The 24,501-nt window shown below is 27.6% G+C and carries 28 protein-coding genes; 14 read left to right on the top strand and 14 right to left on the bottom strand.

Going from position 1 to position 24,501, the window contains the following annotated elements:
- The first annotated feature begins 177 nt into the window (after positions 1–177).
- The 14 genes from tpiA (at position 178) to SLY_RS01180 (ending at position 11,823) form a co-directional block, all read left to right on the top strand.
- On the top strand, positions 178–984 hold the full coding sequence (gene tpiA / locus SLY_RS01245) for a triose-phosphate isomerase (protein WP_012358987.1): 807 nt from the start codon (positions 178–180) through the stop codon (positions 982–984).
- Between the two features lie 105 nt (positions 985–1,089).
- Positions 1,090–1,884: an HAD-IIB family hydrolase gene (locus SLY_RS01240; RefSeq protein ID WP_041784294.1), complete on the top strand. Its 795-nt coding sequence runs from the start codon at positions 1,090–1,092 to the stop codon at positions 1,882–1,884.
- A gap of 84 nt (positions 1,885–1,968) precedes the next feature.
- Positions 1,969–2,835, top strand: coding sequence for a class II fructose-1,6-bisphosphate aldolase (gene fba, locus SLY_RS01235; RefSeq protein WP_015637829.1), 867 nt, complete (start codon positions 1,969–1,971; stop codon positions 2,833–2,835).
- Positions 2,836–2,869: 34 nt separating this feature from the next.
- Complete coding sequence (locus tag SLY_RS01230) at positions 2,870–4,075, top strand: phosphoglycerate kinase (protein ID WP_041784293.1); 1,206 nt, start codon at positions 2,870–2,872, stop codon at positions 4,073–4,075.
- 56 nt (positions 4,076–4,131) lie between these two features.
- Positions 4,132–5,139 carry a type I glyceraldehyde-3-phosphate dehydrogenase gene (gap, locus tag SLY_RS01225; protein ID WP_012358983.1) on the top strand — a complete coding sequence of 336 codons (1,008 nt, stop codon included), beginning with the start codon at positions 4,132–4,134 and terminating at the stop codon, positions 5,137–5,139.
- 292 nt (positions 5,140–5,431) lie between these two features.
- Positions 5,432–8,023 (top strand): alanine--tRNA ligase, encoded by a 2,592-nt coding sequence (gene alaS, locus SLY_RS01220; RefSeq protein ID WP_015637826.1) that lies wholly within the window; start codon positions 5,432–5,434, stop codon positions 8,021–8,023.
- A gap of 44 nt (positions 8,024–8,067) precedes the next feature.
- Complete coding sequence (gene ruvX / locus SLY_RS01215) at positions 8,068–8,490, top strand: Holliday junction resolvase RuvX (RefSeq protein WP_012358981.1); 423 nt, start codon at positions 8,068–8,070, stop codon at positions 8,488–8,490.
- On the top strand, positions 8,477–9,076 hold the full coding sequence (locus SLY_RS01210) for an O-methyltransferase (RefSeq protein WP_015637825.1): 600 nt from the start codon (positions 8,477–8,479) through the stop codon (positions 9,074–9,076). The genes ruvX and SLY_RS01210 overlap by 14 nt, the downstream gene beginning before the upstream one ends.
- Before the next feature lie 15 nt (positions 9,077–9,091).
- Positions 9,092–9,562 (top strand): transcription elongation factor GreA, encoded by a 471-nt coding sequence (greA, locus tag SLY_RS01205; protein WP_012358979.1) that lies wholly within the window; start codon positions 9,092–9,094, stop codon positions 9,560–9,562.
- Complete coding sequence (locus SLY_RS01200; protein WP_012358978.1) at positions 9,552–10,106, top strand: YqeG family HAD IIIA-type phosphatase; 555 nt, start codon at positions 9,552–9,554, stop codon at positions 10,104–10,106. The genes greA and SLY_RS01200 overlap by 11 nt, the downstream gene beginning before the upstream one ends.
- Before the next feature lies 1 nt (position 10,107).
- Positions 10,108–10,686 carry a bis(5'-nucleosyl)-tetraphosphatase (symmetrical) YqeK gene (gene yqeK / locus SLY_RS01195; RefSeq protein ID WP_012358977.1) on the top strand — a complete coding sequence of 193 codons (579 nt, stop codon included), beginning with the start codon at positions 10,108–10,110 and terminating at the stop codon, positions 10,684–10,686.
- The gene (gene rsmD / locus SLY_RS01190) at positions 10,683–11,252 is read left to right on the top strand and encodes a 16S rRNA (guanine(966)-N(2))-methyltransferase RsmD (protein ID WP_015637823.1); all 570 of its coding nucleotides are present in this window, start codon (positions 10,683–10,685) and stop codon (positions 11,250–11,252) included. The genes yqeK and rsmD overlap by 4 nt, the downstream gene beginning before the upstream one ends.
- A gap of 15 nt (positions 11,253–11,267) precedes the next feature.
- Positions 11,268–11,474 carry a YneF family protein gene (locus SLY_RS01185; protein WP_012358975.1) on the top strand — a complete coding sequence of 69 codons (207 nt, stop codon included), beginning with the start codon at positions 11,268–11,270 and terminating at the stop codon, positions 11,472–11,474.
- 4 nt (positions 11,475–11,478) lie between these two features.
- Positions 11,479–11,823, top strand: a complete 345-nt coding sequence (locus SLY_RS01180) for a hypothetical protein (protein ID WP_012358974.1) — start codon at positions 11,479–11,481, stop codon at positions 11,821–11,823.
- Positions 11,824–11,857: 34 nt separating this feature from the next.
- On the opposite strand, the gene SLY_RS01175 is transcribed toward SLY_RS01180, so the two are convergent.
- From SLY_RS01175 to tilS, 14 genes are all read right to left on the bottom strand, one after another.
- Complete coding sequence (locus tag SLY_RS01175; protein ID WP_015637822.1) at positions 11,858–12,475, bottom strand: nitroreductase family protein; 618 nt, start codon at positions 12,473–12,475, stop codon at positions 11,858–11,860.
- Between the two features lie 12 nt (positions 12,476–12,487).
- Positions 12,488–13,807 (bottom strand): cysteine--tRNA ligase, encoded by a 1,320-nt coding sequence (gene cysS, locus SLY_RS01170; protein ID WP_015637821.1) that lies wholly within the window; start codon positions 13,805–13,807, stop codon positions 12,488–12,490.
- A 151-nt stretch (positions 13,808–13,958) separates the two neighbouring features.
- The gene (gene gltX, locus SLY_RS01165) at positions 13,959–15,305 is read right to left on the bottom strand and encodes a glutamate--tRNA ligase (protein WP_015637820.1); all 1,347 of its coding nucleotides are present in this window, start codon (positions 15,303–15,305) and stop codon (positions 13,959–13,961) included.
- A 72-nt stretch (positions 15,306–15,377) separates the two neighbouring features.
- Positions 15,378–15,770 carry a 30S ribosomal protein S9 gene (rpsI, locus tag SLY_RS01160; RefSeq protein ID WP_015637819.1) on the bottom strand — a complete coding sequence of 131 codons (393 nt, stop codon included), beginning with the start codon at positions 15,768–15,770 and terminating at the stop codon, positions 15,378–15,380.
- Between the two features lie 4 nt (positions 15,771–15,774).
- Positions 15,775–16,230, bottom strand: coding sequence for a 50S ribosomal protein L13 (rplM, locus tag SLY_RS01155; protein WP_015637818.1), 456 nt, complete (start codon positions 16,228–16,230; stop codon positions 15,775–15,777).
- Between the two features lie 190 nt (positions 16,231–16,420).
- A complete protein-coding gene (locus SLY_RS01150) occupies positions 16,421–16,963 on the bottom strand; it encodes a DJ-1/PfpI family protein (RefSeq protein ID WP_015637817.1) in 543 nt (180 codons plus the stop codon).
- Between the two features lie 100 nt (positions 16,964–17,063).
- Complete coding sequence (gene rpsO, locus SLY_RS01145) at positions 17,064–17,282, bottom strand: 30S ribosomal protein S15 (RefSeq protein ID WP_012358967.1); 219 nt, start codon at positions 17,280–17,282, stop codon at positions 17,064–17,066.
- 24 nt (positions 17,283–17,306) lie between these two features.
- Positions 17,307–17,630 carry a cyclic-di-AMP receptor gene (locus SLY_RS01140; protein ID WP_012358966.1) on the bottom strand — a complete coding sequence of 108 codons (324 nt, stop codon included), beginning with the start codon at positions 17,628–17,630 and terminating at the stop codon, positions 17,307–17,309.
- Between the two features lie 74 nt (positions 17,631–17,704).
- Entirely contained in the window at positions 17,705–18,418 is a 714-nt protein-coding gene (locus SLY_RS01135) for an ABC transporter permease subunit (RefSeq protein ID WP_015637815.1), read from the bottom strand.
- Position 18,419: 1 nt separating this feature from the next.
- Positions 18,420–19,445, bottom strand: coding sequence for a MetQ/NlpA family ABC transporter substrate-binding protein (locus SLY_RS01130; protein WP_012358964.1), 1,026 nt, complete (start codon positions 19,443–19,445; stop codon positions 18,420–18,422).
- Positions 19,446–19,481: 36 nt separating this feature from the next.
- Entirely contained in the window at positions 19,482–20,174 is a 693-nt protein-coding gene (locus SLY_RS01125) for an ATP-binding cassette domain-containing protein (RefSeq protein ID WP_015637814.1), read from the bottom strand.
- A 51-nt stretch (positions 20,175–20,225) separates the two neighbouring features.
- A complete protein-coding gene (locus SLY_RS01120; protein WP_041784289.1) occupies positions 20,226–21,134 on the bottom strand; it encodes an RluA family pseudouridine synthase in 909 nt (302 codons plus the stop codon).
- 91 nt (positions 21,135–21,225) lie between these two features.
- Positions 21,226–23,169, bottom strand: coding sequence for an ATP-dependent zinc metalloprotease FtsH (gene ftsH / locus SLY_RS01115; RefSeq protein WP_015637812.1), 1,944 nt, complete (start codon positions 23,167–23,169; stop codon positions 21,226–21,228).
- Positions 23,170–23,189: 20 nt separating this feature from the next.
- On the bottom strand, positions 23,190–24,497 hold the full coding sequence (gene tilS / locus SLY_RS01110) for a tRNA lysidine(34) synthetase TilS (protein WP_012358960.1): 1,308 nt from the start codon (positions 24,495–24,497) through the stop codon (positions 23,190–23,192).
- Between the last annotated feature and the right edge of the window lie 4 nt (positions 24,498–24,501).

Here is a 24,501-nt window from a genome sequence, read left to right as displayed (position 1 = left end):
TATTTTGTCTTTATCTCTCCAAAATTTTGAAAATTTTTTAAGAAAATTGAAAAAAATCGGTTACTTATTTTTGATAATTGGGAATATTTTTTTATTTTTCAACAACAAAACACAAATATAATTTTTCTTTTTTAAAAAGAATTTTTTTAGAAAGAAAAATACAAAAGGAGTTATTTTGTGAATAATCTTAAAAGAATTAAAGTTATCGCGGGAAATTGGAAAATGTATAAAGATAAAAATGAAGCTTTAGAATTTATTCAAAAAGTTAATTTTTCCATTCCAAACTCAAAAGAAGTTGAAACAATTATTTTTGCTCAAAGTACTTTATTAGATGTTTTGGTTCAAAACCAAGGACCTAACCTTAAAATTGGTGCTCAAAACGCTTTTCATGAAAGCGAGGGAGCTTTTACTGGAGAAATTTCGCCTCTTAATTTAGTTTCTTTAGGAGTTAAATATGTTTTGTTAGGGCATAGCGAAAGAAGAGTTCTTTTTGGAGAAACCGATCAATTAGTTAATTTAAAATTATTAAAAGCGCTTCAAAATAATTTATCTCCAGTTTTATGTTTGGGTGAAACTCTTGAAACAAAAGAAAATAACAAAACAAAAGAATTTTTAGAAAAACAATTAACACAAGCTTTAAAAGATGTTCCACAAGAAGATTTAGAAAAGATTCTTATTGCTTATGAACCTGTTTGGGCAATCGGAACAGGAAAAACCGCTTCCCCTCAAGAAGCTAATCAAACTATCAAACAAATTAGGGAAAAAGTCACAAATTTATATTCAGCTCAAGTGGTGCAAAGTTTAAAAATTCTTTATGGTGGCTCTGTTTCTTCTAATAACGTTGAGGCTATTTTAGAACAAAATGAGATTGATGGCGTTTTAGTTGGCAAAGCTTCTTTAGAAACTAAAGATTTTTTAAATTTTACTCAAGCAGCTGTTAAATTATCAAGCAATTGTTGTCAACATTTCGATAAAAAATGTTAGTTTTATTCTTAATTACAATTCGAAAACAGAATTAAAATCGTTAAAATAACAAATAATTTTTTGATTTTTATTTTTAAAGATAACAATAAGGAGTTTTTTTTGAAAATGAAACCAGCCAAAAAGATGTTTTTCTTTGATATTGACGGTACCCTTTTGAGTTCTAAATATAAACAAATTTTTTCTCAAACTACTGAAGCAATCAAAAAATTAGCAAAACAGCCTGAAGTTATTTTAGGAATAGCTACCGGAAGAAATATAAAAAGAATTGATGTTTTAGGAGATTTGTTGCCTTATTTTAAACATTTAATTTTATTTAACGGAGGTTTGACGAAAGTTTTTGATAAAATCATCGATGATAGACCTTTTAAAAAAGAAGTAGTACAAGAATTAATAACAAAAGCACATGAAGCAAAAATTTATATTGGTCTTACAGGTTTTGATCAAGAAATTATTCCGAGTGAAAAAGACTTAATCCCTACTTCTTTGCAAAAACTTTATTTTACTAATAAAAATTCTTTAGTTGATCCTGAATTTCATCTTCACAATAATGTTTATCAGGTTTGGTTATTTGAACCTAATCGCCAAAAATTAGATAATTTTTTAAAAGATTTTCCTTATTTACAAAAATATTATTGGGGAAGTGCTGCGGGGGCTGATTTAGTTCCTGCAAATGTCAATAAAGTTACCGGAATCAAATTAATTAAAGATTTATATAAAGATTATCAATTGATTTGTGTAGGCGACGGCCATAACGATGTTGATATGTTAAAGTACGCCGACATTGGTATAGGAATGAGTAACACTAGTTGCCAAGAAGTCAAAGATAACGCAGATCTTTTAGCTCCTAGTGTGGATAATAATAAATTTTATGATTTTTTAAAAGAAAATAATTTAATTTAAAAAATGTGGTTTTATTTTTATCTTTTTCTAATTAGGAAATAATTTATTAATAATGATTTGAAATCAAAGAAAGCGTAAAATGAAATGTTAACTTCAGATAAAAAAATTATTTTAAAAGCTCATCAACAAAAATATGCAATCGCTCAAGTAAACATCAACAATTTAGAATGGACTAAGGCTGCTTTGCAAACAGCTCAAGAATTACAATCACCAATTATTTTAGGGGTTTCTGAGGGTGCTGCCAAATATTTCGGAGGTTTTAAAACAGCTTTTGCTTTAGTAAAATCCCTTGATGATTATTATAAAATTTCTGTTCCTGTTATTCTTCATGCAGACCATAGTTCTTATGAAGCAGCTTTAGAGGCAATTGAGGCGGGTTTTACTTCTATTATGTTTGATGGAAGTCATTTTGATTTCGAAACAAACTTAAGTAAAACAAAAGCGATGACAAAGATATGTCATGACAAAGGTCTTTTAATTGAAGCAGAAGTTGGAAGTATCGGCGGAGAAGAGGATGGTATCGTTGGCAAAGGAGAAATCGCTGATCCAGAAGAATGTAAAAAAATTGCTGATTTAGGGGTTGATTTACTTGCTGCAGGAATCGGAAACATTCACGGAAAATACCCTCCCAATTGGCCTGGTCTTGATTTCGAAGTTTTAAAGAAAATTAGGGAATTAACGAACAATAAAACTCCTTTAGTTTTACACGGAGGAAGCGGAATTTCTGAAGACGTTGTTAAACAAACTATCGCTTTAGGAGTGGCCAAAGTTAACGTTAACACAGAGTTCCAATTAGTTTTCGCTAAAGCAACTAGAAAATATATTGAAGAAGGAAAAGATTTAACGAGTAAAGGTTTTGATCCTCGTAAATTATTAAATCCAGGTTTTTTAGCGATTAAAGAAGAAATTAAACGCAAATTAACTCTTTTTGGTTCCGTCAACAAAGCTTAAAATAAAAAAAATTAAAATAAAAGGTATAATTGTTATGAAGAATCAATTAACTAATTTAAAGATCGAAAATAAAAAAGTTTTATTGCGGGCTGATTTGAATGTGCCTTTAGAAAACAATGTCATTACAGACGATAACCGAATTAAGGCTATTTTGCCAACTTTGCAATATTTAATCGAAAAAAAAGCCAAAATAATTGTTTTATCTCACTTGGGAAGAATCAAAGAAGAATCCCAAAAAGCCCATTTTAGTTTAAAATCTGTAGCTGATAAATTATCTTTTTATTTAAAACAAAAAGTTGTTTTTGTACCAGCAACAAAAGGTAGGCTTGTGGAAGATGCTATCAATAAATTAATCCCTGGCGAAGTTATAATGCTTGAAAACACTCGTTTTGAAGATCTAGATAATAAAGCTGAAAGCAAAAATAATCCTCAGTTAGGTCAATATTGGGCTTCTTTGGGTGATGTTTTTGTTAATGATGCTTTTGGTACTTGTCATCGAACTCACGCCTCTAATGTAGGGATTGCAAATAATATCAAAGAAAAATGTTTTGGTTTTTTGGTTGAAAAAGAAATCAATTTCATTCAAAAAATCATTTCCAATCCACAAAGACCATTAATAGCAATTTTGGGTGGTTCCAAAGTATCTGATAAAATAGAGTTAATTAAAAATATGTTAAAAAAAGTGGATTTTCTTTTGATTGGCGGAGGAATGAGTTACACTTTTTTAAAAACTCAAGGATTTGAAGTTGGTACAAGTCTATTAGAGGCAGATAAAATACCATTAGTAAAAGATTTGTTATCTTCTCCTGAAGCTAAAAAAATCATTTTACCAAAAGATTTTGTTTGTGGAAAAGAATTTTCTCCAAATACTGAATCGGCAATTTATAAATGTTTTAATATTCCTAATAATTTTATGGGAATGGACATTGGACCAGAAACTATCCAACTTTTTAAACATTATTTAACAAAGGCTAAAACAATTGTTTGGAATGGCCCTGTAGGTGTTTTCGAATTTGAAAAATTTAGCCATGGAACTAAAAGCATAGCTCAAATAATTAGCTCATTACTTTCTTCAACAACGACAATTATTGGCGGTGGTGATAGTGCTGCAGCGGTGTTTAAATTTGGTCTGGAAAAACATTTCAGTCATATTTCAACTGGTGGGGGAGCTTTTTTAGAATTTTTAGAAGGAAAACCCATGCCAGGACTTGCATGCATTCAAGACATCAAAGAATCATAATTTTTTATCAAAAAAAATAATTAAATAAAAAAATAAAAAAAGAGGTTTTAATAATTATGAAAGTTAGAGTAGCAATTAATGGTTTTGGCCGCATCGGAAAATTAGCATTCCGTCTTATTTTTGGAAATCCTAAATTTCAAGTAGTAGCAATTAATGATTTATCATCTTTAGAAACTATTTCTTATTTGCTTAAATATGATAGTATACAAAGACCTTATGAAGTTGATGCTGTTAGTTTTGAAGGAAAAAATTTAATAGTTAAAGGTGAACAAATTCCTGTTTTTCAAGAAAAAAACCCCCAAGATTTGCCTTGGAAAGAATTAGGGGTTGATATTGTTTTGGAATGTACAGGTTTTTTCACCGATAAAGAAAAGGCATCCTTACATTTAAAAGCAGGCGCTCGCAAAGTTTTAATTAGTGCTCCTGCGACAGGAGATGTTAAAACTATTGTTTATAACGTTAACGATCATACTTTAAATGAAAATGATATTATTGTTAGTGGAGCATCATGTACTACTAACTGTTTAGCGCCAATTGTCAAAATTTTAAATGATAATTTCGGTATTAAACAAGCTTTTATGACCACTGTTCATAGTTATACAAGTGATCAAAGTTTAATAGACCAAAATCACCCTAAAGGTATTTGGACTCGTCGCGGAAGAGCAGCAGCCTTTAATATGGTTCCAAGCTCAACCGGAGCTGCCAGAGCTATTGGTTTAGTTCTTCCTGAATTAAAAGGGAAATTAGATGGAACAGCAGTAAGAGTTCCTACTATTACCGGTTCTTTGGTTGATTTAACAGCTGAATTAAATCAAGAAGTATCAGAAACAGAAATTAATGAAGCTTTTCAAAAAGGCGCTAACGAAACATTAGCTTATGTGACAGATCCAATTGTATCATCAGATGTTATAGGGACTACCTATGGTTCTTTATATGATTCAAATACTTTGCAAATATTAAAAGAAAACCCAAGATTTATTAAATTAATGTCTTGGTACGACAATGAAATGAGTTATGTTAATCAGTTAGTGAGATTACTGCATAAAATAGCAAGTTTAAATTAGTTTATTTTAAAGGACCATTTATAAAATGGTCTTTTTATTTTAAAATTTAGCATTTATTAAAAAAAAAATAATAATAAAGAATAACTTCTTGTTTTATTTAAAAAAATATCATTTAAAAAACAAAGAATCATTAAAGAAATGAAAAGCATTAAAAAAAAAAGAAAACAATATCAGGATTTTTAAAGTAATTATGAAAAGTTATATAAAAAAAGTTAAAGTAATTATGGTTTGTTTTTTTATAATAAATGTCTAAAATACAATCATTCAAAATTAAAAAGGAGTTAATAAATTCATGAAATCTTTTGCAATTAGAAAAATGTGGCTTGATTTTTTTTCTAGCAAAGGTCATCATATAGAAAAATCATTTTCTTTAATTCCTCATCAAGATCCTACTTTATTATGGGTTAACGCAGGTGTTACACCTTTAAAAAAATACTTCGATGGTAGCCAAACCCCACTTTGCAAAAAAATTGTCAATGTTCAAAAATGCATTCGCACTAATGATATCGAAAATGTTGGAGAAACTGCACGCCATCATACTTTTTTTGAAATGTTAGGCAATTTTTCAATCGGTGATTATTTTAAAAAAGAAGCCATCCATTACGCCTATGAATTATTAACCTCTTCCAAATGGTTTTCCTTTCCTTTGGATAAATTATATATCACCTATTATCCCACAGACAAAGATACATATAAATATTGGTTAGAATTAGGGATACGAAAAGATAGACTTATTCCTTTAAAAAGTAATTTTTGGCAAATTGGTCCAGGCCCTTCTGGTCCTTGTACAGAAATTTTTTTCGATAGAGGCGAAAAATATGACAAACGCAATAAAGAATTAATTATTGAAGATTTAGAAAATAATCGTTTTATTGAAATTTGGAATATTGTTTTTTCTCAATATAATTGCGATCCGAAACTTTCTATCGAACAATACCAAGAACTTCCAAATAAAAATATTGATACAGGGGCAGGCCTTGAACGTTTGGCAGCAATTCTGCAAGAAGCTGATAATAATTTTGAAACTGATCTTTTTTTTCCTTTAATTAAATCAATAGCAAAACTATCTCAAATCCCTTACCACCAAAGCCCTAAAGCTTTTAAAATAATTGCAGATCACTTAAAAACACTTGTTTTTGCCATTAATGATGGAGCGACTTTGACCAACGAAAAAAGAGGTTATGTTTTAAAAAAACTTTTAAGAAGATCATTCATTCAAGGAAAAAAACTTAATTTTAATCAACCTTTTTTACATAATTTAGTGGATCCAACAATTAATATGATGCAAGATTTTTATCCTGAATTAACTAAAAATAAAAATTATATTAAAGATATTTTGCTTAAGCAAGAACATGTTTTTTTAGAAACTTTAAAAACTGCAGAAGCTAAATTTCTTTATTATGCTAAGAAAAAAAGTTTATCAGGAATAAATTTTTTTAAATTATATGATACTTACGGTATTCCTGAAGATGTAATTATAGATTATGCTAAAATCAACAATGTTTCTGTTGATTACAAGGGATTTAAATTCTTATTGGAAAAACACCGACAAATTTCACAAAAAAATCATATTTTTATTTCCAAAATGAATCAGCAAGAAGAAAAATTTTTAAATTTTCGTGAAAAAAGTGAATTTGTAGGTTATAATAATTTTGCTCTTAAAACTAAAGTAATTAAGGTTTTTGATAAAGGAATAGTTTTGGCGCAAACCCCATTTTATGCACCTATGGGAGGACAAATAGCTGATGAAGGTTTTATTGATGGAAAAAAAGTAAAAAATATTACTAAATTACCAAACGGGCAACATTTGCACCAAATAGAAGGATCTTTTTATGAAGGACAAGAGGTTTTTGCTCAAATAGATAAAAAAGTAAGGGATCAAATTTCTTATCATCATACAGCAACACATCTTTTAGAAACTGTTTTACAAAATGAACTAGGAAGTCACTTAGAAAAACAAGGTTCATCGGTTGGATATAATTCTTTGCGTTATGATTTCAATCACTTTGAAAAATTAACCCCCGAAAAATTAATTAAAATCGAAAAAGAAATCAACGGTTTAATTAAAAAAAATTTATCTGTTGAAATCCAAAAGATTCCAACACAAGAAGCGAAAGAAAATTATAGCGATATTTTGAGCAAAAATCCTAAAGCAAAATACAAAGACGAAGTGAGAATAGTAAGAATAGGGAATGATTTTTCAATTGATTTATGTGGCGGAACTCATGCTTCAGAAACTAAAAATTTAGAAAAATTCGTTATCTTATCTTATGAAACCATCAGCTCAGGAATTTATCGAATCGAAGCAGTTTGCGGCAATAACATCAAAACTGCTTTAGTTGATAAATTAAAACCTTATCAATTGACAGTAAAACAATTGATACAAAAAGCACAAACAAAAAAGCTCTTTTTTGAAGCTCTTCCTGTTCCACAAATTAATCAAAGTTATCAAGATATTCTTGATTATCAAAACTATCTCAAAGAATTACAAAAACAAATATTTATTTGTGAAAAAAAAGACTTAGAGTATCGTTGCAAAAAAATGATTCAAGAAAAAGATAAGTTTTTGCCTGAAAAAATTTCCAAAGAAACGTTAATTATCATTGAAGAAGATATAAACATGGAAGTTTTAAAATGTTTTATGGATAATATTTTTGATACTTTAAAAATTGACATTTTATTTATTTGCCAATTAAATCTTTCTAAAGTTGTTTTCTTGTGCAAAAGCAAAACTTGGCATGCAGGAAAATTAGTGAAAGAAATTTCTTCATTAGCTTTAGGTTCTGGCGGCGGAAATGCTTTTTTAGCGCAAGGAGGTTCCAAAACAACTCAAACCATCAAGCAAACAATTAAAACCTTAAAAAATAAATTTAAAGTTGCTTAGAGAAGGAGTTTTTTATTATTAATGTAAATCATTGTAATTCTTATTTGGGTCTGGATTTAGGCGAAAAAACCCTGGGAATCGCACTATCCGAAACAGGAATTATCGCTCAAAAATTAAAAACTCTTTTTTTTCCTGTCAATCAATATAAACAATTAATCAAACCTTTAAAAGAAATTATTGATTATTATAAAATTAAAACAATTATTTTAGGATATCCCAAACATATGAATAATGATATAGGAATCAAAGCCCAAATAAGCATTAAATTTAAAGAAATACTTGAAACAAATTTTCCCCTAGTCAAAGTTATTTTATGGGATGAACGTTTATCAACTGTTCAATCCATCAAAATTTTAAGACAAAATAACAAAAAGAAAAAGAAAATAAAAACACTTAAAGATGTCATTGCAGCTACTATTATTTTACAAAATTATCTAGATTTTAAAGAGATCAATGATGTTTCATAAAGAAAAATATTTGCAAAAATTAAAAAAATACGCCCAAGAAAACAATATCCCTATAATCAAAAATAAAAGCCTAGATTTTTTACTCCAAATAATTAACCAATTTAAAATACAAAATATTTTAGAAATAGGAACCGCTATTGGTTATAGCGCTTTGTCGATGAGTTTTGAAAACACTCAAATAGATACTTTGGAAAGAGATTATCTGAATTATCATTTAGCTAAAAACTTTCTTCAAAAAACTCCTTTTAAAATCAATGTCATTTGGACAGAAGCCTTAATTTATCCAATCAATAAATTAAAAAAATATGATTTGATTTTTATTGATGCTGCAAAAGCTCAATATAAAAAAATATTTGTTAAATTTTGTTCTTTACTTAATCCTCAAGGGATAATTATTTGTGATAATTTGCATTTAAGTTGTTTTCGAAATGAAAAAAGCACGGCAAAACAAAAAGGTATTTTCAAAAAAATGCAGGATTTCGAAATATTTTTGCAAAACCATCCAGATTTTCAAACTGTTTTTAAAAATATTGATGATGGTTTAAGTATTTCTTATAAAATAACAGATAAAATAAAAATAAATTAAAAGAAAAGGTTTTTTATGAAAAATAAAATTTATGAACTAACCCAACCAGGAATTTTAAAATTAAAAAAAGAATTGACTTTTTTAAAAGAAGTTAAAAGAAAAGAAAATTTAGAAGCTTTAAAAGAAGCGCGCGAACAAGGAGATTTATCAGAAAATGCCGATTACGACGCTGCGCGTAACGAACAGGCTTTAATTGAATATCGCATTACAGAAATTCAAAATATTTTAAAAAATGTTCGTGTTGTAAAAGTTTCTAAAGATAAAGAAATAAATATTGGAAAAAAAGTATCTTTAAAAATGCTTAATTCAGGAACTGAAGAAGAATTTGAATTAGTAAGTACTTTGGAATCAGATCCATTCAGTAATAAAATCTCTATTGAATCCCCTTTAGGAAAAAAAATTAAGGGACATGAGATAGGAGATGTTGTCTTTATAACTAGCGAAACGGGTACGAAATTTAAGGTAAAAATTTTAGATGTTAAATAAAAAAAAATATATACCTCAATATTATTTCCCTTCAGTTTTCCAAATTCCTTTTGATTTTTTTCAAAAAAAAGGGATTAAAGCTTTGTTTTTTGATTTAGATAACACTTTAGTTGATTGTAAAAAAGATGAATTAGATGAAGACATTAAAAAACTTTTAAATCTAATTTCATCTTCTTTTAAAATAATCATCCTTTCAAACGCTTCCCATAAACGGTTACAAAAAATTTTGAAAAAAAACTTTCATTTCATTTACTTAAATTTATTTATTAAAAAACCTTCCATCATATCATTTCAAAAAGCTTTAAAAGTAGTTAATTTAGAACCTTCTCAAGTAATGATGATAGGTGATCAACTTCATACAGATATTAATGGTTCTAATCATGCAGGAATTACTTCTTTATTAGTTAGACCATTAAATTATCAAAAAGAAAATTTATGGACTAAATTTAATCGCTTTTACAGAGAAAAAAAATTTTTAAAAAAGATAAAAAAAGAAAATTATTCACTATGGAAAAATAAATTTGAACATTTTGAAAGAAAATAAGATGCTATTAATCAAAATTCGCCAAGCTGTTGAAAATAAATTAAAAAATCATCCATTACGTTTATCCCATTCTTTAAGAGTTTATCGAACTGCTACCAAAATGGCAAGGCACTATAAAAAACCCTTGTTACCTATTCAAATTGCTGCTTTGTTTCATGATTATAATAAAAATGATTCTTTAGAAGAGCAAAGAATTTACTTAAATAAAGCAAGCATCACCAAATATCAAGATACACCAGCCATTTTTCATGCCTTATCAGCAGCTAATTGCTTAAAGCAAAATTTCAATATTAATAATAAAATTATTTTAAATGCCATTAAAAAACATGTTTGGGGTGATGTCAAAATGAATTATTGTGATAAAATTGTTTTTATAAGTGACAAAATTGAGCCTAAAAGAAATTTTCCTCAAAAATTATATTTTGAAAAATTAGCCTATTTAGATATCCATCGTGCTGCATACGAAATTTTAAAAAATAATTTCGAATTTTTTCAAAAAAAAGGTTATCCGCTTCCATCTAATTATCAATTAATTCTTGAATCTTTAAAAAAAGACATTAAAAAAAGAAAGATATTATGACAAAAACTACTAAAATCATTAGCGGAAAATATAAAGGTCATAAAATCAAATTAGTGTCATCTCCCAAAACAAAAGCGACTAATTCCTTAGTTAAAGAAGCTCTTTTTAATACTTTAGGAGAATCAATAAAAAATACAAAAGTTTTGGATTTATTTGCTGGCAACGGAGCTTATGGTTTTGAGGCTTTAAGTAGACAAGCAAGGCAAGTTGTTTTTGTTGATTATTCAATTAAAGCTTTTCGAACATTGAAAGAAAATCAACAAAAATTAAAAATTAATTCAATCGAAAGCGTGATTTGGAGTTTACATTATTTAGTGGCTTTAAAAAAATTAAAAAAACTTGATTTTGTTTTTGATTTTGTTATTTTAGATCCTCCTTATTTTAAAAACTTATATTTGCCTGCTTTTGAAAACTTAAAAGAATTAACACATCCGAAAAGCATAATTATTTGTGAATTACATAATAAGGTTCATTTACCTTTACAAATAAAAGATTTTATTTTAACGAAAGAAAAAAAATATGGTAGCAAAAAGCTACAATTTTATCAAAAAAATGATGGAAATTAAAAAAGGAGTAAAAAAATGCCACAATTAGTAATTTGGATTTTAGGAATTTTAATAGGAATGGTTTTGGGAGCTTTTTTAATGTTTTATTGGTTTAAGAAATATTTGCAAAAAAATCCTCCTATTAATGAAAGACAAATCAAAGAAATGTTTCGCCAAATGGGAAGAACTCCTTCCGAAAAACAAATTCGTCAAATTATCAATAGTATGAAGCAGATTAGATAAAAAAATGGATACAAAAAATATTATTTTTGTTTTAATTATCATTATTGTTATTTTTACAATAATGAACTGTTTTTATCAAAAAAACATTAAAAAGAAAATTAAAAATTACTTAATATTTTGTGGCGAGTTGGAACAAGAAATCTTAAAAAGTTTTTTCAAAGAAAAAGAAAAACCTTTTTTCTTAACAAAAGATGCCGATATTACTAAAAAATTATTAAGTTTAAATATTATTTTTATAAAAGAAATTCTTGATAATCAAAAATACAACAGTTATATATTAAATCCTTTAGTAAGAAAAATTATTACTAAAAATAATATTTTAAGAAAAAAATATTTATCTTTTGAATAATAAAAAAACCAAGCTTTTTTGCTTGGTTTTTTTATTATAAATAAGTTGTTACTTTATCAAAAGATAATCTAAAAGAAGGCGATTGCAAAAGTGTTTCTTCTGATGACTTCCCCAAAGCTATCAACAAAATGGGGATAAATTTTTTATCGATGTTAAAAATTTGGTTAATAATTTTATCATTAAAACCACCTATAGGGCAAGTATCATAGCCATAAGTTTTTGCAACTAACATTAATTGCAAAGAAACAAGACCACATTCTAAAAAAATTTCATTTTTGATTTCTTCGTAAGGTTTTTTTTGATATAAAAGATCAATTTTAGATAATAATTGTTGTTGAATTAATTTAGGTGTTTTATGAAAAGCAAAAGACTCTCTTAAAATTTCTTCTTTTGTATCGTTTTTCTGTATATTACCAGAAACTAAAATGATGGCTGAACTTGTTTCTAATTGGCTCTTATTGCCATATAAACATGACTTTAATTTGTCTTTGCTTGATACACTATTTATCACAAAAAAATGCCAAGGTTGCAAATTAAAAGTTGAAGGGGATTTCATTGTATCTGTCAAAATTTGATCCAAAATATTTTGGGGAATAATATGATTTTTTTTAAAAACTTTAACAGCTTTTCTCGATGTTAAGATATTATTCATAAAAAGCTCTTTCTATAATAAATTTTTATCAATTAATTCTTTTCTTAAAAAATCTGCTTGTTTAAAATCTTTATTTTGTCTCGCTTCTTGCCATTTAACATAAGTTTCAAAATCTTTTTTTTCAGCACGAAAAAACTGAGGTTCAATTCCTAAAACATCTAAAATCCATAACAAAGATTTGTGTATTTTGGCTAAAAAATCTAGGTCTTGCTGTTTTTGATAAGCTTCTTTGATATTGATTTCAATTAAATCTATTACTTTGTTGGTGGAAAAATCATCTTTCATCAGTCGATGAAAAGAATCAATAATTTTTGGTTCCAAATCCACTATTGGTTTTTTTTTGATTTGCAAATAAAAATCATTTTTAGTTAAAAAAAGCATAATTTTATCATATTTTTTTTGAGATTGTTTTATTAGATTCTCAGAAAAATTAATGGGTTTGCGATAATGAGTACTTAAAATAAAAAACTTAATCACAGAAGAACTAAATCTTTTTAATAAATCTTTGCACCATACAATGTTTCCTAAAGATTTAGACATTTTTTGATTTTCAAAATCTAATCTGGCAACATGCATAAAAAAATTTGCTAAATTATTATTCTTATAAGCTTTTGCTTGTGCAATTTCGTTTTGATGATGAGGAAACTTAAGATCAGCTCCACCGCCGTGAATATCTAATGAAGTTTTAAAAATTTGTTCAATCATGGTAACACATTCGGTATGCCATCCAGGCCTACCACAAAACCATGGACTTGGATATTGAACACCTTGGGAAGTTTTTTTCCACAAAACAAAATCACCTGGTTTTTTTTTATTAGGATCTAATGTTTTTCTTGCATTTTTTTTTAATTGAGTTAAATCTTGGTTTTTTAATTGGCCGTAATCGGATATTTTAGATATTTCAAAATAAATTCCTTGATCAGTAAAATAAGCAAATCCTTTATCCAAAAGGACTTTAATATATTCAATCATTGAAGGAATATAATTAGTTGCTTTAGGATGAGAATTAATTGTTTCAATATTTAAATCTTTTAATAATTGTAAAAAAGATGAAATATATTCTTTCGCTAAAACTTCTTCTTTTGTTTGCTTTTGCAAAGAAGATTTAATAATCTTATCATCAATATCGGTAATATTAACAACATAAAAAACTTTAAAACCAATAGTTTCTAAATATTTTTTAACTGTATTAAAAAAAATTAAAGGTCTTGCGTTTCCCAAATGCAAATGATTGTAAACAGTAGGTCCACAAACATACATATTAACATCAGGAGGAGACAAAGGGATAAAATCTTCTTTTTGATTAGTTAAGGAATTATAAATTTTTAACATTCCAACAATCCTTTTTAATTTTTAAACAAAGCTTGAAAAAAGTATAAAAATAAAATTATATATTTAAAAAAATAATTATTTTTTGTGGTTTTTGGCTTTATTCAAAAAATTGTCATTATTTAAAAGTAAAAAAAATTCAAAATAACCAAGATTATTGGTTTTTTAATAATTCTACAATTTTAGATAAATTATTAAGTACTTGTTTTTTTCCTAACAGTTCTAAAAATAGCGCCAAACTAGGACCTTGCATTTTGTGAGTTGCCCCAATTCTCAAGATTACGAAAAGAATTTTTTTATTAATTTTCATATTTTGAGCTATTTCAGCAATAATAGGGTTAATTGCTTCTTTTTCAAAAACAACTAAATTTAATTTATGATAAAAAAGAGTTAAAACAGATAAGGCGCAATCATGTTTTTTTAAAAATTGCTCCGCTTCCTCGGATAAAGAAGTATTTTTGTCAAAAAAATGATGATATAAATCTTTTAATTGTTTTATATAATTTATTCTTTCTTGAAATAAAAGAATAAATTTAGTTAACCATTTTTGATTGTTTATAGGCAAAACTTCAAAAAAATCTAACTTTGTTTTTATAAATGAAACAATATCATCAATAGGTGTTTTGCGAAGGTAATGATTATTAAAAAAATCTAATTTTGTTTTATCAAAAATAGCTGGAGATTTGTTTAAACGATTAACATCAAATAAAGAAATAATTTCTTGAGGGGTCAATATTTCTTTACAACTTGAAGGAGAAAAACCTAAAAGAGATAAAAAATTAAATAACGATTGAGGAAGATAACCCAAATCAGCATAATCTTGGATAAACTGGCAAACATTAACATCTCTTTTGCTCAGTTTCTTTCTTTCTTGGTTTAAAATTAAAGTCATATGAGCGAATTTAGGAATTGACCAATTAAAAGATTGATAAATCATTATTTGTTTAGGAGTGTTTGTGATGTGTTCCTCGCCACGAAAAATATGAGAAATTTGCATTAAATGGTCATCAATGGCAGCAGCAAAATTATAAGAAGGATAGCCGTTTGATTTAATAATGACCCAATCTTCAATTTCCTTGCTCAAAAAAGTCAATTTACCCCTAATTAAATCACAAAAGGTAAAAATTTGGTTTTGAGGAACTTTGAATCTAATAGCAAAGTTTTTTTTATCTTTTTCAAAATCGCGATAAGCAAGGTTTTTTTCAAGCAACTCGAAAGCATATTTTTGATAAATTGTTAATCTTTCAGATTGACGATAAGGACCGAAAGGACCATTTATATCGGGTCCTTCCTTCCAATCAATCCCAAGCCAACGCAAATTTTTTAACTGCGAAGCCTCTCCATCTGCAACATTTCGCAAAAGATCAGTATCTTCAATCCTTAAAATAAAATCTCCTTGATGATGTTTAGCGAATAAATAATTGAATAAAGCAGTTCGGGCATTGCCTATATGTAAAAAACCAGTTGGACTTGGAGCATAACGAACTCTTATTTTATTCATATGTTCTTTCTCTTTTTTTATTTTATAGTGTTTATTTGATAAAAAAAGAACTTTATTAAAAAGTTCTTTTTATTAACGTTTAGAGAATTGCGGAGCTCGGCGAGCTTTTTTTAAACCATATTTTTTACGTTCAACACAACGAGCGTCGCGAGTCAATAATCCTGCTTTTTTTAAAACTGGTCTTAATTCAGGAATGCTTTCTAATAAAGCACGAGCGATTCCCAAACGAATAGCGCCCGCTTGAGCACAAAGTCCACCACCATTAACATTAACACGAACATCATAAACGTCTTTTTTTTCACTAATTATTAAAGGTTGTAACATGTCTAGGCGAGTAGCTGGTTGTGGTAAATAAGTTTCAAAATTTTTAGTATTAATAGTTATTTTTCCTGTTCCGTTAGTTAAAATAACGCGAGCAACGGCAGTTTTACGACGTCCAGTGCCACAAAAATTTACTTGTTTCATATAATTAAACCTCTAAAATTTCTGGTTTTTGAGCTTGATGAGAATGATTTTCTTGAGAATAAACAAAAAGTTTTTTTCCAATTTGAGATCCTAATTTAGTATGAGGAATCATTCCTAAAATAGCTTTTTCAACTATTCTAGTAGGAAATTTACGCATTAAATCAGATGCAACAACTCCAGTTAATCCACCTGGGTAACCTGAATGTTTATAATAAACTTTTTGGGACCATTTTTTACCAGTTAACTTGATATGAGATGCATTAATAACAATTACATAATCACCATTATCAACGTGTGGAGTATAATTGGTTTTGTGTTTCCCTTTTAAAATAGTGGCTACTTGAGTAGCTAATCTACCTAAAGTTTTGTCTTTGGCATCGACTAAATACCATTTGCGAACTATAACAGCATTATTAGCCATTAAAGTCTTTTGATTGTTTTGAGGAAGAGATTGATCCATGATATTTTCTCCTTATTATGACAAAAATAAGATATTATTTTTTGCTTTAAAAAGAACTTTTTATAATTTTATTTGATATTTTAATGTAAAAATTGATTAAGTCAAACAAAATAAATAAAAAAGTTTTTTTTGAACAATTAAAAAATTAATTCTTTATAAAATAAAAGCATTTGTTGCTTGATAAAGAACTTTAAACATTGAGAGATCTTTGAAAAGCTAAAGCAGTTGATTCCCCTTTTAATTTCTCCACCAAAGCAAAAACAAAATCAAAAACAGTAATAGGAGAGCGAGAAGTAACAAAATTACCACTAATAACAGCTTTTTTATCAGGTAAATAAGATCCCAAAATAAAATGTTGGCAATTAGGAAAACAAGTAAAAGAATGTTCCTTTAATAAATCTAATTTTCCTAAAAACATGGGAGCGGCACAAATTGCTCCAATAATTTTATTAGAAAAAACAAATTTCTGGATCAATTCCAACAAAAAAGTTTCCTTTTCGATAATTTGAGCAACATAAGGGCCACCTGGAATAACTAAAAAATCATAATTAGATGGATCCATTTTAGAAAAATGATAATCTGCTTTGACTTGAAGGCCACTAGAAGAAACAACTTCTAATGAAGAATTGGGAGTGGCAGTATTTAAAGGTAGATTGATGCGTTTCAACAAAGCTCTAGTAACTAAGGCTTCGCAATCTTCAAAACCATCATATAAAACTAATAGTCCTTTCATAAGACTCCTTTTTTTTTTGATTTTGTTTATCTTGGTGAAAAAATTTTAAAAAATAAAAAAATACCACAAAAATAGCTTTGCGATATTTTGAATAGTAATTTTATTTTCCTAAATACTTTAATAAGCTACGTTTTTTGCTGTTTTTCATGAAAAGCCCTCTTTTAGAATGAAAATCATGAGGATATTTTTTCAGATGTTCACTTAATCTTTTGATTTCTTCTGTTAAAATAGCAATTTGAACTTCAGAAGAACCAGTGTTCTTTTCAAAACTAGCAGTTGCTTTAATGATGTCTGCTTTTTCTTTTTTAGTTAATGCCACTAATTTAACCCCTTTTTTATTAATTTAAACTTTTAAAAATTGTTCCACATCTAAAATAAAAACAGTGGCCCCTCCGATAGAAACTTCTGTTGGCAAAGAGATATAAGCCGAAAACTGATTTAAAATATTTCTAGGAATAATCTGGGTTTGTTTTTTAGAATGTTTACTAATAATTTCTAAAGCCTTTTGAACTTTTTCTTCTTTGACTCCTAAAATAAAAGTATCGTTGCTTTCTTTTAAAAAGCCACCTTGAGTAGCCAATTTAGTTGTAAAAAAGCTATTTTCAATTAAAGAAGTTTCTACTTTATTTGCATCTTTACTAGAAACAATAGCTATAATTAATTTCATATGATCCACAAAAATATTATACCTTATTTTTTTAATTTTGAAAGAAAAAAATACTAAATTTAAAAATTTAATGATTACCTTTTATTTAATTTATTAGCTACAAAACTGCCGATTAACTGAACTATTTGAGTTAAAAGAAACATCACAAGAGCACAAACAATAATTAAATTTAAAGAATTGAATCCGTGCGATTCTAACAAATAAGAATCACCATTATAACCACGAGAAATAGCAATTTCACCAATTCCTTCATGTCCTACAATTCCTAAAACAGAAGAATAAGCCAAAGAAGTAGAAAAAAGTGAAACAGCTCTTAAAATAAGATCAGAACGAGCCTCTTTTAATAAAAAACATTTAACAAATTGCCAATCATTGGCTCCAAGGCTATAAGATGTCTGATAAATTTCAGGGTTAACAGTAAGAAAAACTTGTTCACAATGGCGAGCAAAAAGAGGTGTCAAAATTAACAACAAAGAAATAAAACCAACCCAAAAACCATAAGACAAATGAAAAAAAGGGTACAAAATAAATTTAATAAATAAAAAAATCAACAATAAAAAAGGGGTTGCAATTAAAAAATTCATTAAAGTATTGCAAATCCAATATCTTTTATGATGGTTTTTTATTTTTAATAAATATAAATAAACGCCCAAAAAAAGTCCAAAGAAAAAAGCAATCAAAGAAGAAAGAAAAGCCATTTTAATGGTTTCTAAAAAAGCATTTATAAACAAATATTTACCAAATTCATTATAAACAATGACATTCCACGAAGTTTTTAAAAACATCATCTTACAAAGTCTCTTGAGAAAATGTTTTTCCCAAATAGTTATTTTTAATTATTACACTAAGAGGGTCTATATCTTTTTTTGGAATCATATAGTAGTTTTCTAAATTTGTAAAAGGTCCATTTGGTTTTTTTTGTGCTTGTTTAATAATCTCTTCTTGTTTCAAAAACTCTTGCAAAATTTTAATTTTGAGTGAATCTTCGTTATTTTTTCTAGCTACTAAAGAAATAGTATAAGAATAAATAGTATTATTTAGTTCTTTCGGGGGAGTGATTGAACCAATGGAGAGAAAATCATTGGAAGCTCCCATAATAGTAGGATATTGCAAGCATAAATCATAGTTATCATTTTGAAATTTATTTTTTAATTGCAATAATTCAGCTGTTTCGTATTCGATTTCAGGAAAGCCATCGCAACTTTTAAAATCACCTCGTTTAAGCGCAAAAATGTCATCGCTCGGTATTTGAGTTTTCTTTTTGATTATGCCTAATTGTTCCAACAATAATAAAGATAAAGTTTGTTGAAAATTGTCCTTAATCATTAAAATTTTTAATTTTTTGCGATCGTTTTTTAGATTTTTTAAATCTTCGACAGTCTTAATGTTTCCCTTTTGTTTGGCAAAAAGACTGAATTTAGCTAAATAAACTGGTTGAATAAAAGTTAATTTATTATCTTCTTGAGGTTTATGACTGTTATTGAATGTATTTAAATGGTGAACGTGAGCATCTAATTTTGCATCTACTTCTCCATTAGCTAATAATTCATCAGTTTGGAGATATTTGTTAGGCAAATAAACGACTTCTAAATCAATATTATATTGTTTTAAATGTGCTTTAACATAACCTTCTAATAAGTTTTGAACTGTTGGCAAAGCAGTAGCAACTTTTATCTTGGGAAAACTCGAAACTTGGTTTTCTTGCTTCTTAAAATAAAAATAACCTAAAACACAATTTACCAAAAAAGATCCAATAAGTAAAATTAATAAAAGATTTTTTTGGATTTTTAACAAAAAAGATTTAAATGAAAACATATAATAAAATAATTTTTCTAATGAAATTAAAATGATTTAAAAAACGTTTTGATAAGGAACTGACTCAATTTTATAATTTTGACTCAAAGTAACTGTTTTAATTAACTTTCCTTGATCTAAAATGGCAACTCTTTGACATAAACTTTTAATAACTGAAACGTTGTGAGAAACTAAAACAATTGTTGTTTTAAGTTGTTGATTAGTTTTTTGTAACAAGATCAAAATTTCTTTGCTTGTGACTTCATCTAAAGCATAAGTAGGCTCATCGCAAAAAATAATTTGAGGTTTGTAAATCAAAGCCCTTGCAATTGCAACGCGTTGTTTTTGACCGCCTGACAAAGTTTTGGGATAAGCGGTTGCAAAATCTTGCAATCCTACAAATAATAAAAATCGCTTGACTTCTTTTTGGATGGTTTCTTGGTTGTATTTTCTAATTTTTAAAGGCAAAGCAACGTTTTCGAAAACATTTAAATTATTTAAAAGATTGAAATTTTGAAAAATCATAGCACTTTCCAAACGATTAAAATCTTTTTGGAAAACTTGTACTGATGCATGATCTGGTTGTAAAAAATCATTCATTATTTTTAATAAAGTGGTTTTTCCAGATCCAGATGATCCAACAAGGCCGAAAAATTCTCCCTTATTGATTGTTAAAGTAATGTTTTTAAGAATCGGAACGGGGATTTTGTTGATTATAAAAGTTTTGCAAAGGTTTTTTATTTTTATCATAACGATTTACTAATTTTTCTATAAAAAAATATTATTGTTGTAAAAAAAAGATTAAAGATTAGTTAGTTTATCGAGTAATTTTTGAAAATTTAAAGGCAAAGGAGCTTGAAGGTTAATTTCTTGAAAAGTAATAGGATGTTTAAAAATTAATTCTTTAGCGTGCAAAAATTGACCTTCATCTGTATTATAATGTTTAGATCCATAAAGTTTATCACCTAAAAGCGGTTTTTTTAAATAAGATAAATGAGCTCTAATTTGGTGAGTGCGGCCCGTTTCTAAGACGAATTGCATTAAAGAAAAATTATTCAAACGTTTTAAAGTTTTAAAATGAGTAACTGCTTCTTTACCGTTTGGAAGAACTGTCATTTTTAAACGGTCATTGGGGTTTCTTGCAATAGGTAAATTAATGGTTCCTTCGTTTTCTAAAAAACCTTCTATTAAACCCCAATAAACTTTTTTAATAGTTCTTTGACTAAAGGCTGTTTGTAGTTTTTGACTCGTATTGTCATTTTTAGCTATCAACATCAAACCTGTAGTGTTTTTATCTAACCTATGAACAATTCCTGGTCTTGGTGTGTCAATATTGCTTAAAGATGAAAATCGATGAAGTAAAGCGTTAACTAAAGTAATTCCTTCAAAACTCAAAGAAGGGTGAACAATCAAATTAGAAGGTTTGTTAATGACAGCTAAATCAGAATCTTCATAAACAACTTCTAAATTAAGATTATAAGGTTTTTGAATGTTTAAAGGAGTTTTAAAAACAGTAGTTGGGATAGTTATTAAATCTTGGTTTTTAAGGAGATAGTTTTTTTTAGTTGGTTTTTGATTCACTAACACTTTTTTAGCGGCAATTAATTTTTGACATTGACTTTTATTCCAAGTAGTTTGTGAAACTAAAAAATGATCTAATCTTTGCATTTTATTTTTCTCAGAAATTAAAAAATTTTTAGTTGCTTTCATAAAAAACCTTTTCTCAAAAAAAATAAATTCAAAAGTTAAAAAAAACACAAAATTAAGTAAGTTTATAAATTTGTTTGATAATGTTTAAGTGTTAAACAAGAGAGGAAGCATCAACATTATCTGAAACTGTTTCGTTATTATTTTCGGAATTTTGGTCAGATTCTTGTTCTTCTTGTGTTTCTTGAGGTTTTTTAGAATTTTTTTCTTCTTCCCACCAACTAATTTTATTAGTAGCAACAATTTCGTCAATATCTTTTTTAGTAAGAGTTTCCATTTCTAATAAATATGAAGCGATCACATCTAATAAATTTTTGTTTTCTTGGATAATTTTTTTGGCTTCTTCGTAACAATTAGAAATAATTTTGTGAATTTGTTGATCAATTTCTAACCCTTTGGTGTCAGAAAAATCATTTTGGAAATCATTGCCTGAATATTGAACAAGTCCTAAATCACTCATTCCGTATTTTGTAACCATTAATTTAGCTATTTTGGTTGCTTCTTTGAAATCACTGTAAGAACCACTAGAAACATCATCAAACATCATTTCTTCAGCGACTCTACCGCCTAAAAAAGAAGTAATTTGAGCTAAAAGGGTTTTTTTAGAAGAAAAGAAAGTTTCCTTTTCTGGCATCATTAAATTATATCCGCCTGCATTACCGCGAGGAATAATGGTTATTTTTTGAACAATTTGGGAGTTTGGTAATTTTAAACCAATCACAGCATGTCCTGCTTCATGATAAGCAACCATACGTTTTTCTTTTTCGTTGTATTTTTTAGATTTTTTGGCAGGTCCCATTAAAACACGGTCTAAAGCTTCACTAATATCTTTTTTACTAATTCCTGCAGCATTTTTGCGAGCAGCTAATAAAGCGGCTTCATTCAAAATTCCTTCTAATTGAGCACCACTAAATCCTGGAGTTTGTTTAGCTAATTCTCCTAAATGAACTTCATCAGAAAAAGTTTTGTTAGAAGCATGAAGTTTTAAAATGGCTTCGCGGTCAACTACGTTAGGCAAGGAGATATTAAAATGACGGTCAAATCTTCCAGGTCGCAAAATAGCTGTGTCTAGTGTTTCAGGACGGTTAGTCGCTGCAATCACAATCACTCCTTTTTTTTGATTAAAGCCATCCATCTCTACTAAAAGTTGGTTTAGGGTTTGATCTGAACCACCGCTTGTCATCACTGAACCTCTTTTTTTAGCAACTGCTTCAATTTCATCGATAAAAACAATACATGGAGCTGATAATTGTGCTTCTTTAAAAAGGTCTCTAATGCGGCTTGCTCCAAGCCCTACATAAACTTCATCAAAATCCGAACCAGCGGCGGCGAAAAAAGGAACACCAGCCTCTCCAGCTACAGCTTTTGCAAGTAAAGTTTTACCTGTTCCTGGAGGTCCGTATAATAAAACACCTTTAGGAATACGAGCTCCCATTTTGGCGTATTTGCTTGGGTTTTTTAAAAAATCAATCAATTCAGACATTTCTTCTTTTTCTTCTTCAGCACCTGCAACATCTTTAAAGGTAAATCTTTTGTTAGGAACTACTAATTTTCTAGATTTAACGCCTTTTTTAGCAAAAACTTCTTTTCCGAATTGTTCCAGTGCATCTGAAAAAAGGAGATAAAAGCAATAAAACATAAGAATTTTGAAAACAAAGGAAGTAACATTAATAGCAATTTCATAACCACCATGAAGACGCGGGTCTTTAGCTGTTACCTTAACTTGTTCTGATGGATATATAGGTTTCCCTTTGTCATCGAATAAAAAGTTTTTAGGGATATTAAAATAAAGAATTTTTTCACCATCTTTTTCTTGAGTAACAATTAAGTTAAGAAAATCTGTAAAATAAACAGGTTCATAAGTTATTGTTTTTATTTTGTTAGCTTTGATATCTTTTTCTAATTGCGTTGCATTATTATCTTCATTTACGTTGCGGTTGTTATAATAACACCATCCAAAAGCAACAATAATAATGAATAAAGCCACATACAAAACACGAACATTAAATTTTTTAAAAATTTTATCTAAAAACGTCATAAAATCACCTTCCTTTGCTTTTATAAATAATTAAAAGTTTCTTTTTTTAAACCTAAAGAAAACAAATCTTTGTTTCCTAAGGTATGATTAATATATAAATGAGGAATCCATAAAACGTTATCCTTACTATCAACTATGAGCCATAAATTATCTCTTTCGAACAAAGGGACTTTTTTATTGATTAAAAAGTTTTTGAGTTTTTGTTTTCCAAAACTAAATTTTAAATAATCGCCTGGTTTTCTTTGGCGTAATTTCAGAGGAAACGCAATGTTTACCAAATCGCAATTAAGAGTTATTACTTGTTGCAATGAAGCTAGACAAACTTTGCAAGTTGAGGCGTAAAGCAAAGGTTTTTTGAAGAATTTTTTTTTGAATTTTAAAAACCCATCCAAAGCAATAATTCCAAAATAATTATAACTTTTAATCAAATCGTAATTGGAATTCAACTTCCAAGATAAATTAGGGTTTTTAGCAAAAGCCAATCCTTTGATAATACTTTCAACTACTAACCAATTTTTATCAATCCTTTTTTGCTCTAATAAATAAATAATAATATCTTTTTGAATCACCTTATCCAGAAATAAAAAAGATTTAATTAAAAAAAAGTTGGTATCTTTTTGAAAAGAAAAAAAACTTTCTTTGGGGGCTTTGTTGTGTTGAATAAAAAAAAGGGTTTGTTTTCTAATAAAGTCTTGGGTTTCTGATAAAAGACAAGAAAACTTCTTTATATTTTGCAAAAAATTAGTTTTTTCTTTCAAATAAGGAATCACATGATTTCTAATTTGATTTCTTTGATAAATATCTAATTGATTAGTATAATCTGATAAATAAGCAATTTTATTTTTTTGAGCATAAGCAATAATTTCTGCTTTAGCTAAATACAAAAAAGGTTTTAAAAAAATAAATTCTTCAAAAAAAAGCTTGGGCTGCATCCCACTATAGCCTAATAAAGTACTACCGCGAGAAATTTTTTGTAAAATAGTTTCTGCTAAATCATCTAAATGATGAGCTGTTATTACATAAGGAGTTTGGTATTTTTTAGCAATTTGTTTCAGTTTTTCTTGCCTTAACAAACGAGCTTCAGTTTGAAAATTTTGAGGATTAAGTTGTAATTCAAAATAATAAAAAGGGATTTTTCTTTGATCGCAATAAGATTGAATTAAATTTTTATCTTTGATTGCATTCAAACGTTTTAAATGATTGAAATGAACTACTTTTAACTTGTATTTTTGTGACCACAAAAAATCTAATAAAACCATCGAATCAACGCCGCCGCTAACAGCTATAATATAAGTTTTTTGAAAATCTAATTTTAAAGCTAGTTTCATTGAA

The sequence above is a fragment of the Strawberry lethal yellows phytoplasma (CPA) str. NZSb11 genome, from assembly GCF_000397185.1.
Classification (GTDB): domain Bacteria; phylum Bacillota_I; class Bacilli_A; order Acholeplasmatales; family Acholeplasmataceae; genus Phytoplasma; species Phytoplasma australiense.
The sequence above is the reverse complement of the archived record's forward strand: the minus strand, read 5'-3'. Positions and strand labels throughout refer to the sequence as shown.